Annotated in this window: 13 protein-coding genes; 5 read left to right on the forward strand and 8 right to left on the reverse strand. The window is 69.3% G+C overall.

Going from position 1 to position 10,927, the window contains the following annotated elements:
- Nucleotides 1-12 precede the first annotated feature (12 nt).
- The 3 genes from AC1DIW_RS21470 to AC1DIW_RS21480 all read right to left on the reverse strand — a co-directional run bounded on the left by AC1DIW_RS21470 (nucleotide 13) and on the right by AC1DIW_RS21480 (nucleotide 2,114).
- Nucleotides 13-903, reverse strand: a complete 891-nt coding sequence (locus AC1DIW_RS21470) for a PAS domain-containing protein (protein WP_442281284.1) — start codon at nucleotides 901-903, stop codon at nucleotides 13-15.
- Between the two features lie 294 nt (nucleotides 904-1,197).
- Nucleotides 1,198-1,482, reverse strand: coding sequence for an alpha/beta fold hydrolase (locus AC1DIW_RS21475; RefSeq protein WP_442281283.1), 285 nt, complete (start codon nucleotides 1,480-1,482; stop codon nucleotides 1,198-1,200).
- Nucleotides 1,483-1,904: 422 nt separating this feature from the next.
- Nucleotides 1,905-2,114, reverse strand: coding sequence for a BldC family transcriptional regulator (locus tag AC1DIW_RS21480; protein WP_478110827.1), 210 nt, complete (start codon nucleotides 2,112-2,114; stop codon nucleotides 1,905-1,907).
- Nucleotides 2,115-2,627: 513 nt separating this feature from the next.
- On the opposite strand from AC1DIW_RS21480, the gene AC1DIW_RS21485 reads away from it, so the two are divergent.
- Nucleotides 2,628-2,867, forward strand: a complete 240-nt coding sequence (locus AC1DIW_RS21485; RefSeq protein ID WP_442281282.1) for a DUF7455 domain-containing protein — start codon at nucleotides 2,628-2,630, stop codon at nucleotides 2,865-2,867.
- Nucleotides 2,868-3,008: 141 nt separating this feature from the next.
- On the opposite strand, the gene AC1DIW_RS21490 is transcribed toward AC1DIW_RS21485, so the two are convergent.
- Nucleotides 3,009-3,956: a cold-shock protein gene (locus tag AC1DIW_RS21490; protein WP_478110828.1), complete on the reverse strand. Its 948-nt coding sequence runs from the start codon at nucleotides 3,954-3,956 to the stop codon at nucleotides 3,009-3,011.
- A gap of 584 nt (nucleotides 3,957-4,540) precedes the next feature.
- Here AC1DIW_RS21490 and AC1DIW_RS21495 point away from each other — a divergent pair.
- Nucleotides 4,541-4,849 (forward strand): hypothetical protein, encoded by a 309-nt coding sequence (locus AC1DIW_RS21495; protein ID WP_478110830.1) that lies wholly within the window; start codon nucleotides 4,541-4,543, stop codon nucleotides 4,847-4,849.
- A 434-nt stretch (nucleotides 4,850-5,283) separates the two neighbouring features.
- Nucleotides 5,284-6,984 (forward strand): sigma factor-like helix-turn-helix DNA-binding protein, encoded by a 1,701-nt coding sequence (locus AC1DIW_RS21500; RefSeq protein WP_478110831.1) that lies wholly within the window; start codon nucleotides 5,284-5,286, stop codon nucleotides 6,982-6,984.
- 192 nt (nucleotides 6,985-7,176) lie between these two features.
- Here AC1DIW_RS21500 and AC1DIW_RS21505 read toward each other — a convergent pair whose 3' ends face one another.
- The 3 genes from AC1DIW_RS21505 to AC1DIW_RS21515 all read right to left on the reverse strand — a co-directional run bounded on the left by AC1DIW_RS21505 (nucleotide 7,177) and on the right by AC1DIW_RS21515 (nucleotide 9,647).
- A complete protein-coding gene (locus AC1DIW_RS21505; protein WP_478110833.1) occupies nucleotides 7,177-8,541 on the reverse strand; it encodes a DUF5956 family protein in 1,365 nt (454 codons plus the stop codon).
- Between the two features lie 175 nt (nucleotides 8,542-8,716).
- On the reverse strand, nucleotides 8,717-9,235 hold the full coding sequence (locus AC1DIW_RS21510) for a P-loop nucleotide/nucleoside kinase family protein (protein ID WP_478110834.1): 519 nt from the start codon (nucleotides 9,233-9,235) through the stop codon (nucleotides 8,717-8,719).
- An 82-nt stretch (nucleotides 9,236-9,317) separates the two neighbouring features.
- The gene (locus tag AC1DIW_RS21515) at nucleotides 9,318-9,647 is read right to left on the reverse strand and encodes a hypothetical protein (protein WP_442281277.1); all 330 of its coding nucleotides are present in this window, start codon (nucleotides 9,645-9,647) and stop codon (nucleotides 9,318-9,320) included.
- A 179-nt stretch (nucleotides 9,648-9,826) separates the two neighbouring features.
- Between AC1DIW_RS21515 and AC1DIW_RS21520 the strand changes: the two genes are divergently transcribed.
- Nucleotides 9,827-10,102 carry a hypothetical protein gene (locus AC1DIW_RS21520; protein ID WP_478110836.1) on the forward strand — a complete coding sequence of 92 codons (276 nt, stop codon included), beginning with the start codon at nucleotides 9,827-9,829 and terminating at the stop codon, nucleotides 10,100-10,102.
- Between the two features lie 98 nt (nucleotides 10,103-10,200).
- Nucleotides 10,201-10,560 carry a hypothetical protein gene (locus AC1DIW_RS21525; protein ID WP_442281310.1) on the forward strand — a complete coding sequence of 120 codons (360 nt, stop codon included), beginning with the start codon at nucleotides 10,201-10,203 and terminating at the stop codon, nucleotides 10,558-10,560.
- A 68-nt stretch (nucleotides 10,561-10,628) separates the two neighbouring features.
- On the opposite strand, the gene AC1DIW_RS21530 is transcribed toward AC1DIW_RS21525, so the two are convergent.
- Complete coding sequence (locus AC1DIW_RS21530) at nucleotides 10,629-10,778, reverse strand: hypothetical protein (RefSeq protein ID WP_478110838.1); 150 nt, start codon at nucleotides 10,776-10,778, stop codon at nucleotides 10,629-10,631.
- Nucleotides 10,779-10,927 lie beyond the last annotated feature (149 nt).

Genomic DNA, 10,927 nt, shown 5'->3' on the forward strand with positions numbered 1-10,927 from the left:
AAGCACCGACCACTACGGCTTGACGACCTCGCGGAGGGTTTCCATGGCTCGCCCCACGGCGTCGCGAGCGGCTTCGATCCGGGCCGCGCTCGAGGGTGCTGCGTGCATCAGTGCGCGGTCGAGTTCGAGCGCGGCCGCGAATAGGTCCTGGAGCACCTCGGAGTGGACCGCCTCAAGGATGCGCTCACGCTCCTCGAGGCGGGCAAGGCGCTCGCTGCGTCGGATGTTGCAGACGTGGCCCTGCGACCCGGGCTGGGTGTAGAGGTCGGTCACGGCCACCTCCACCCAAGACCAGGCGCCGTCGGTGCGGACCCGGAGCTCGCCGACCCGCTCCGCCCGGGGCGGGTCGGCGGCCAGCAGCTCCTCTAAGGTTTGGTGGTCCTCGGGGTGGATGCGGTCCGTGATGGGTGTGCCTACGACCTCGTCGACTGGCCAGCCGAAGAGGTTCGCGACCGCTGGGCTGGCGTAACTGACGAGATGGTGCTCATCGACCAGGACAGCGGCGTCGCTGGAGCGTTCCATCAGGTGCCGGACGGCGTCGCCGAGGTTGAGGGAGGCGCCGACGATGCCGATCAGCTCCCCGCCGCGGTACACGCCAGTGTCGGTGACCAGCGCGTGCAGCACCTCGCCGCTGCGGCGCCGAACCGGGAATCCACCGGACCATGGACGGCCTTCTCGCAGAGCAACCATGATCTCCGCCGCCGCCTGCTGGGAGACCTCCGGCACCGTCACCTCCGTGATGTCACGCCCCACGGCCTCCGCGGCGGGCCAGCCGTACAGCTGCTCGGCGGCGTCGTTCCAGGACAGCACCGTCCCCCGCGTGTCCGTCGCGATCACGGCGTGCCCGAGGGCATGCAGCAACTCGTCGGCAGACGGGCGCAGGGGGAGGGCCTCGGTGTCCATGAATCCAGCCTGCGCCCCATGCCTCACGTGGTCACGGGGCGAAAGACCCGGGACTGCTCACTGGCCGGCCCTCTGTGCCGCTATCCGCTCCAGTCACATCCGCAGGAGGCCCACAGCCGTCTGGGTCACACACGATGCGCCGTCACAAAACCAGAGGCGTGGACGCGGCCGACGTCCCCTGCCCGAAGGCCGTGCGCCTCTTGCAGAGTTTCTTGGGCGACGCGTAGCAGTCGGGCGGAAAGTCGGTGTCGCCGATCTCCTGTCGACATGGCGGGGGCCGCGACCGCCCTGGTGTCAGGCGGACGCGGTCGGTTGCGTTGGCAGGGAGAGGAACGCCTGGACGGCATCCTGGGTCTCGTCGGCGCGCCCGAGCTGGAGGTGTCCGCCACTGTCGTGGGCGAGCAGCCGGGCGTCCGGGATGCGTGCGGCCGCGGCCTCGGCGGGCCCGAACGATGCGAGGGTGTCGTCGCGGGAGTGGATGATGAGGGTGGGCACGGTGATGGTCTCGAGAGGGTAGGTGTCGACGTCGGGGTTGCCTATGTAGGCGTCGAAGATGATCCCGGTCGAGCGGTCTCGCACCGGGAAGATGCTGTCGATGACCAGCAGCCCGAACCTGCAGCCAGCACGCTTCACAGCACGGCCGACCTGACCCGCGCGGCAAAGGCGCTGTCCCGAGCCCAAGGGCATCGGGAAGCAGCCTGTCCCAGAGCCCGAGCGCCAGCACCGTGGTCACGTCGACCCACACCGCACCCGGGGTCCAGTACGACGGCCCGGTGCGCGACCTTCCCGTCAAGTCGCCGGCGCTCGGCGTCCTGACGACATGCCCGCTACGGCCGCCCAGCCAGCGGGTTGCTCGTGCGCCCAAAGCAGTCGCCGCGAGACGCCACCAGCGGGCCGCCTCGCGCGGCCCTCTGTCGTGCCGGCGACGGATTCGTCACAGGTCCAACTACTTAGTCGGATCATCGCGACCTGCGCACATCCCGGTGGGGGAGAGGATCCCGCTACGAGCCGGCGGCCCGTTCCAGGAGGGTGTGAACCTGCGCCGCACGGTAACGTCGGTGCCCACCCGGGGCGGAGACCGCCTCGAGGCGCCCTGCCTGGGCCCAGCGGGTGACGGTCTTCGCGTCGACTCGAAAAAGCGCGGCCACCTGAGCGGGCGTGAGCAGCATCTCCGTGGGCGAGACCACCGATGTCGTCGTTGATGTCGTCATTGTGGACTCCCATGCAACTTAGTCCCCGACTACCCGCTGGCCAGCGGGCCTTGGGGTAGGGCCACGGTAGAGCGCCCTGATCTGGCGCGAGCCGGATTGCACCTTTTCCGCCGAGCCTGCTCCCGCCTCTCGCAGGGCACGCGCCGACCGTCAGCCCCCGTCGTCAGCGCGAACAACGCGGCGTCGCAGGCGGGCGAGCTGGCACCAGGCCGATACCGTCTCCGGTCCGTGTCCGCAGCACATAGCGACCTCTTGGAGTTGCTGGCGAAACCTGCAGTCCCGCAGCCCGCCGGACATATGCGGATACCGCCTGCCACGGACGACTGCTTACTGGGTCGTGCAGCGTGAGAGTGGCGCGGGGAGAGCGTGCAAGGGGTATGGACAGGAGGCCAGGGGGTCCGTCGTGATTGCCATGCCGTGGGGCGCAGCCACGGTGGAGTTGGACCACGCATATCGACAACTCAGGTTCGCTGAACGGGCACCGCCCACTTCGCACCGCCGGGAAGGAGCGCCATGAGCGCCGCCGTCACCAACACCTCCATCCGCCAGCTGAGGATCACTGACCGGTGCGACCGGTGCGGTTCGCGGGCCTACGCGCAGACGCGGAGCCCCGAGGGCCTCAAACTGCTGTGGTGCGGGCACCACTTCAAGTTCCACGAGCCTGCCCTGACCGAGAAGGCTCACGTCGTCGAGGCCGACGAGCGCGAGCTCATCAACCCGATGCCCAGCCTGCCGAGCCCGTCCGCGAACTGAGCCCGGCGACAACCCGTCCCGCAGGGTAGCCCTTTCCGGAAGCCGGCCTGCGCGGTCGGGTCTATCGCTCGGATCGCGGCATGAGCATGCGACGGGATCGGGACGCGACTGAGCGCCAGCTCGCCCGGACCGCCGTCCCGCTCACACCCGTTCGACGCGGTCGGCCTGTGGTCCTCGATCGCTCTGTCGCACCTGGTACCGAACCCGATCGCCTTGGTGCAGCGCCTCGGCGCCTCTAAGAACCGACACGTGCACGAACAGGTCCGCGCCTCCCGCGTCCGGGGCGATGAAGCCGAACCCCCGCTCCGCGTCGTAGCGCGCGACCACTCCCTCACCACCTCGCGCCGGGACGTCGGATGCCTCCCGGTGTCCCGACCGGGCGCGGGTCGCCGACCTCGCGGGTGCGCCCCGCGGTGTCGAGCTGCGTGCGAGGCGCACGTCGCGAGCCTGCGGGCCCTTCTCGCTCACGACGATGTTGTACATCACCCGGTCCCCCTCGCCCAGCTCGGGGAGCCCGTCGGCCAGCGCCCGGACGTGGACGAAGACATCGGGGCCACCCGACTCGGGGGTGATGAACCCGAAGCCCTTGTCCCCGTCGTACCAGGACACGGTGCCGTCCGCCCCGTCGGACGCCACGGCCTGATGGGCGGCGGCCTGGGCTCCCAAGGGCAGCAGATGGTCAGCCTGCGGTCCCTTCTCCCCGTCGACGACGAGGAACGCCACCCGCTGCCCCTCCGAGACCACGCCGCCCGCCACGATGGCCGAACTGTGCACGAAGATCTCGGCGCCACCGCCATCGGGCGTGATGAAGCCGTACCCCTTGGCAGGCTCGTACCAGGCGACGGTGCCGAGCACGCCCAGCGGTGTATCGGCGGCCTGGTCGGCCGTGACCCGGACCCGGCGGGCCTGCGGGCCGCGGTCCCCCTCGCCGATCTCGAACTCAACCACCTGCCCCTCCCGGAGCAGCTTCATCGCGTCGTCGCTGACGATCTCGGACGCATGCACGTACAGGTCCTCTGCCTCCTGCCCGAGGGCGATGAAGCCGAACCCCCGGTCGGCATCGAACCAGCGGACGGTTCCCTCGGTCACGGCTGACTCCTTGTCGAAGCTACGGTCGGTGTTCCCCCTAGTGTCCCCGACGGGACTGCGACAAGCGCCCACCGCCAGATAGTGCTCGCACTGCTGAGGCAAGGCCCGGCGGCGACGTCCACGGCACCCGGCGCCGCACCGACAGCGGCATGTCCGGTCCCCCCGCTCGGGCCTGTGCGTGGCTGCTTGTCGGCCCACGCTCAGGTCGCGAAACTCGGCGTCATGGGCAAGTACAGGTGGCGGACTGAGGTCAGACGCAAGTTGCCTTGGTTCCTGATCGACCTGGGTATAACAGCCAAGGGGCGCCGGGACTGCGGTTGTCACGAGTGGTACCGGGAGTACGACGACATCTGGCGCTGCTACCACTGCCAACCTGGCGAATACGTCGGAGAGGACCCCTACGTCAGCGACGTACCTCGCGACCTCGGGTAGTCGCCCAAGGGCCCTGAAGAAAGGTCGATCGCCCGCGTCGCGGCAGTTGAGCGCGATCGTGTCCCGCGTCTGACACTGTGACGGCATGTCCTTCGACAATCTTCTTTCAGGGGTTCACCGCGGGTGAGTCTTCCGAGCATGGCGGCCTCGAGATGCTCCGGATCCTCGCGCCCCACGTCATCGAGGCAGACGGCTCGTTCCTTCGCGTGAGATTCGGCGATGGTGAGGCTGACGTCTACCTGAACGATGACGGGATGATGGCCAACCACGTCTCCGACAGGGGCCCTTGGGAGTTGCTCGTTGAGGGAGCCAAGGCCGCCAACTGGGTGATCATGCCGATGGGCTGCCCGACATGCCTGACGCATCCTGGGCAGCGAGAAGAACTGCCTGACGAGTTGGGCGATGACCTGGCGTTCGTCGATGGCGGCGCGGAACTCCTGCTAGTCATCGAGTCGCACTAACCGCGGCATGGTCGGACGTTGTCGAAGTCGCTGGCCGCGGGCGCTTCCTGTCGGCGACCACAGCTATCGCGACGTGGCCCGCACATCCCGAGTCGGGGGGCTGCCGCTGGTCGCGTGCTGCGCGCGACCGGGACGCCATACGCCACGTGCCCACCGCCGGGCAGAACGCCAGCCCGGACAGAAGTGACGTCCCGCGCGTGTCCCGCTTCACGAAGCTAAGGCAGCCGGCCGGGTCCATGCACGAGTGGGACGCTGGTCTAGCTCGAGCGTCGCGGCCTGTTGTGCTGTAGGACGGTCCCGCCCTACAGCACAACGTCGGCGCCCGCTGGCTGCGCATCCGTGACGGCGAGCCGGCCGCGACCTCGCGGACCCCTTGCTGCCCCGGGGGATGTGCTCGGGCCGCTACTGCGTCCATCCTTGGAGGAGGAGGGTGTATGCGCGGGATCGACGCGGACTTCGCCGGCTACGTGCGGGCACGGCAGCTGGGGCTGCTCCGCGGCGCCTGGCTCGAGACCGGCGACGTCCGTCGCGCCGAGCAGCTCGTGCTGGGCGTGCTCACGAGCCTCGCCGGCCGCTGGCGGCACCTCCCCGACGCGTCGCCTGAGGCGTTCGTACGCGCCCGCGTCCACCGGGACGCAGTGGCCGCGGCCGCGGGTATCGGCCCCGCCGACCGGCGCTCGCTCGGCGCTCCTCCGCTCGCCCTGCTCCCGCCACGGGAGCGCGCCGTGCTGGTGTTGCGCTTCGGGGAGGGCCGGTCGGTGGACGAGACCGCCGAGGCGTTGGGGATTGCCCGGCACCGGGCCCGGGAGGCGGAGCGGGGCGGCCGGCACGCGCTGGCTCGGTCGGACGGTGCGGCGCCGACCGGGCCGGAGATCCGAGCGCTGCTGGAGGAGGCCAGCGCGGGCGTTCTGGAGGTCGACCTCGCGGAACGCGCTTGGCAGCAGGCGCTGCTTCAGCGGTCGGCGACGCGGCGCCGCGGGCTTTCGGGGCTCGTCATCGCGGCCCTCTGGGCGGCAGGCGTGTGGGCCGGGGGTGGAGGACAAGGGATCCTCCGCACCGCCGGGGCGAACGGGTTCCCCGGGGTGACCCGGCTCGCACTCCCCACGACGGCCGACCCAACGCCAGTGCCGCAGGCGGCCGAGGCGGTCTGGCACACGAGCGCGGACGGCCCGAAGTACGTCGTCGCGCCCGAGTCCGGCACGGAGGCGAGCCAGCCGCTGCTCGCGACCGGCCTGACGCCCATCATCGACCCCAACCGTCCCCACGAGCTCGCGAGCAGCCACCGACCCAGCGGGCTGAAGGCGCTCGGTGACGCGATCTACCTCGAGGAACGCTCCCCGGGTCAGTGGACCCCCGTGGTCGTATGGGGTGACGGCCGGCTCTTCACCCTCGACACCGTTGCCCTCGCCGGCCTGCGGACCGGGCCCGGCATCGGCGGCCCGCCCCTGGACGTGTGGGCGTTCTCCGGTGACAAGACGAGCCTCGCGTTCCCCCAGCCGGGGAGGGTCGTCGTGGTCGACGTCGGCACCCGTACGGCGCACGACGTCGCGATCCCGTCGCCCGACCTGCAGTGGGCCGGGTGGCTGGGCGGCTACGTCCGGGCCGGTTCGGCAACTGGCACATGGTCGCCGGGACTGTCCCCACGGTGGCCCGCACCGGACCCACCTCGCAGCCCCGGCACGCGAGAGTTCCGGGTCGAGAACGGCCAGACCGTCCTGGACCAGCACTTGCCCGACCCGTCCGCACGGCCGGTCCCCGTTGACTGGCCGCACACGCGCCCGTTGGGTGAGACCGTCTCCGACGCCGCACAGTACGCGTCCGCCTTCGCGCTCGGCCCGGGCCAGGACCGCCACCTGCAGGCGGCCGCGCCGCGCACCGTCATCGTCGCCACCAACCGGATGGGCTACGAGCGGATGCTCGTGTTCGGCGAGGAGCAGCCCCGCGACCCTGACTGCTGCACGGTGCTGGGATGGACGGTCCGCGGTGAGGTGCTCTACCTCTCCGTCGCGCCAAGCGGCACCTGGATCATGGGCTGGAACCCCGAGAGCGGGATCGTCTCCCGCGTCTCCCGCTTCCTCACCTCGGCGACCGTGCCACCGGTCATCGCGCTCGGGGCGCGCTTCACCGTCGGCTAGGAGGAGGCTCAGGAACCGCTCGGGACGACCGAGAGCAGGCCGCCCCATTCGAAGAGATGCCGGTCAGCGGCATGATCGGACGTCGCTGTGCCGGCGCCAGTTTGCTGGTGCGCCGCCAGCGTCGCGGAACTGCCCCAACGGAGTTGCCACCCGCGCGGAAGACGTTCCCAACGAGGCGCCAGACGGCGCCGCCTACTCTCCGTCCAGGAGTCCGTGAATCGTTGCGTCCTCTGCGGCGATCTGGCCTCGCGTCCCGGGCGGATCGGTGACCCCGTAGCGGATGTCTCCGCGTCTGGGTGCCCCGCCCAAGGTGAGCCACCCGAGTTCAACCCCGTTAGGCAAGACGCCGCCGCCGGCTGCCTTTTGGCGGCGTGCGTCCTCAGGCCCCAGCCCCGCCGAGCGCCAGACACGGGCCTCGTTGGGCAGGACGTCGACGTCTCTCCATCCGCGGGCCTCGTGAGCGGAGAAGCCCGCCTCCACCCAGCGGATCTCCTCATCCGCGTCGATGCCGGCCGCGGCGAAGGCCGTCGCTTCATCTGGGGTTAGGGACCGATCAGCCAACAGCAGCTCCCGAACCCGCTCTGAGGGGTAGCCCCTCGCGCGCCACCGGGCAGCCGCGCCGCGCTCGACGAGCCCGTACAGCAGGCTCACGTCCTTGATCGTGAACCCGTCGGCCAGCCACGGAGCCGCCTGGCTCGGCACGATCTCTCGTAGGCACATGGCAAGGTCCGGCCGTGGCTCCACGGGCACACCGAGGGCACGCCATCCGATGATCGCCGCGACGGCTTCGGCTGGCGTCGGGCGGATGACGATGCGGACCCAGGCCACGGCCTCGGCCTCGGTCAGCCCCGCGCCGCCGCCGTCAATGGGCGCCGTGAGCTTCGCCGTCTGGTCCGGGCTGAGGCCGGCAAGAGCCAGTTCGGAGAAGTGCGCCGGAAGCGTGCCCGCGAGACGCCAAGCCTTGGCGGCGTCGGCCTGCGGACCCGTCCAGAAGTCCCACACCTGCTGCTCGGACCAACGGAGCACCTCCCGTGCGGCTGCCACGAGAATGCTCGGTCGCTCCCACGGCTCACGTTCGTCGGGCCATCGACGGAGCACGGCGAAGAGCATCTCGGCTGTGAGGGAGGGCCACGGCGACCGCAGCAACCACAGCCGGCCGACAGGGCGGGGCGGCACACCCGCGGCGGCGGCGTCCTCGGCGACCTCGGCCTCCATGATCTGGAACTTGTCGGCGGGTAGCGGTTCGATCCAGGATCGCTCCCCACTGAATCCCACTCGCACGCGTGGATACCGATCGGGGAGCCAGCACCGGTGAGCCGGCGGCCACACGACCGGTAGCAGCCAGGTCTCGGGGTGCCCACCGACCATGGACCAGCCCTGCGCGGTCAGGGCCTGCACCTCGGGCAGGTCCGCAGTGCCCGGCAGCTTCCGGCCGGGTGGGAGTCGGAACGGCCGACCCTCGGCGACCAATGCCGTCAGTTCCGCAAGCTCGGGCGGAAGCGGTGGTAGAGGGTCGACGGCCGGCGGAGTGTCGGCTCCCCACGGGTCATCGCTCATGCCGCCCACTGTCGCACCGCTCGGATGTGCCGTGGGCGTCTCCACCTTGCGCTCTTGGGGTGAGGAGTTGCTGTTGGACCCGTCCATCCCGAGCTGGGACGGGTCCAGGGAGGCCCTTCGGGGCGTCCCCGGCCGCTCCGTACGCGGCAGTTGCGGATGGCCCGAGCCAGTGGAACTAGAGGTCTTCTGATCGGCTCCGCCACTGCCGGCGTACAGCGTCGACTTGAACTTCCAGCGTCATAGCGGACACATCTAGCTCCGAGTCGGTCTCAAGCGGCTCGGTCTGTTGGCGATGGAGCATCTCGAACTCGGCAGCAGTGAGATAAACCGGCCGGGTGCCTGCGCGCGCTTTTGCGGTCGAAGGGTCGCAGACCAGCCGGATGACCACCAACTCCGGCACCAGGTCTCGGTAGATGCTCAAAAGGTCTTGAGTGACGACATCGCTCAGGATCACGTTAATCCCCGAGTCGGTGAAGTTAGCTGCCAACGCAGCAGCGTTGCGAATCCCCAACAGGTGCTGGGCACGGCCCTCAACGCCTTTCCACGGTGCGACGCCGCCGCTCTTGATCATCTGGCGCACGTCATCCACATCGATGTACGCGCATGGCTCCGTCGCCTCAGCTAGGGCTCGCGCGGTCGTAGTCTTGCCGACCGCCGGGCCGCCTGGCAGGAGCAGTGGACGGAGTATGGACACGGATCGGAGGCTACGGGGAGAGCTGCTTCTACGCTTGGAACCGCTCCAGCACCAAGCCTTCTGCCCGCGGCATGACCGGGCACTACCTGTCCTTCGTGGCCGGTTCGTGGAAGTACGTCACCCGCTTGCCCATCGCGTGGGCATACGCAATCTCGCGCCGGGTGGACTCTCCGATGTAGCCATCGGGGTTCACGATTCGCACCTCATCTGCAAGGTCGATCCGTCGGAGGTGCAGCTCACCTAAGGCGTGGACGAGCTGCGGCTCTGGTGCCGACACCTCGGTGGCTTCCGGAGCAAGAACAATCGCCAGGTCGAGCGTCAAGCGCGTGCGCTCTTCCGTGAACTCCCGGCCGAAGCGTAGGGAACCGCAGAGACAGACGATCTTTGGGCGAGCAACTGGCACGTCGGTCATGGGCACCTTTCCAGAGCCAAGGATCGGCAGTGTGTCATGACGTCCAGTTGGGCAGGCTCGGTGACGCCTGGTCCTCCGCCTTCGGCACGATCGCTCGCCCAGCGGCATGAGCGTGCGACGTCAGCGGCCGGTTTCTCAAACGCGGGCAGGACCGGACCGCATCCGGCATAGTACGGCGCGTGGGACAGGACGGCGTCGAACAGAGGACAAGCGCAGACCGTCCTGAGGCCAAGGCGCTCGTACGCCCCAACTTCACGCAGCGCGCGAACAGGCGGTTCCCGTTCGTGTTGGTTCCGTTCCTAATCCTCAACCTTGTGCAAGTCCTCAAGTCGGGTGTCTCCGGCTGGGCCGTCCTGGGCGCCTTCTTGACCTCTGCATACGGGGCAGTCATCGCGGCGGCGGCCGTGACATTGCTTCTCGCCATGTTTCCCGGCAAGGCTCGGCAGCTGTCCTGAGCTGGTCTTGGGATCGCGGCACACTCGGACGCGCGTAGCCGTCCTGACCGCGGCATGAGCGCTCATCCCTCCGGTTGCGGAAGGCCAAGGTCTGGCCGATGCACGGAAGCCCGTCGGACGTGCTGGGCGTCACGTCGCTCACAGGGTCGGGATTCGGCCCGGCTTCCCGAATGAGGCTCGCGCAATCACGACACTCCTGTATGAGGAAGATAGAGGAGGCACAGTTGAGCAGGTTCAGTCAGTGGCGCACCAAGAACGCTCGCTCAAGCCTGAAGATATGGCGATTTCTGATGCCGCTCGTGATCGTTGTCATCAGCTGCGGCGCAGTGGCCGGGAAACTGTCGGGCGGGTTCGAAGCGGTGGCCGTGGCGTACGTCTTCATGGGGATGATGTTTCAGATGGCTCGTCTGGACGCTGAGCTTCCCATCAGGAAGAGAAACCTCGTCTTCCAGCCCTGAGCGCCTGGTTCAGGACGGGCTCCGCTTCGCCCTCGGCAGACGCCGCTATTCGGCATGACGGACTTGGTTCAGGTGCCGGAGGCCATGTAGGCGGCGAGGATGTAGCTGGGGTGGCGGTCGAGGTTCTTGCGGGCCCGGTCGTAGCGCATGGTGCTGCGCGGGTCGGCGTGGCGGGCCGCGATCTGCACATCGCGGAGGTCGACGCCGGCGTCGAGCATTGTCCCGTACCGGGTCTAGTGGAGGCTCGGAACTGACGTTTCGACGGTAGCCGTCACGGGCTTCTGCCGGTAGTGCTGGTCCTCGAGCTCGACAGGCGGGATGAGCCCGATCTCGCCGTGGAGACGTCGGTGGTTGAACCAGTCGATGT

This window comes from Terrabacter sp. 01T434, assembly GCF_056398545.1.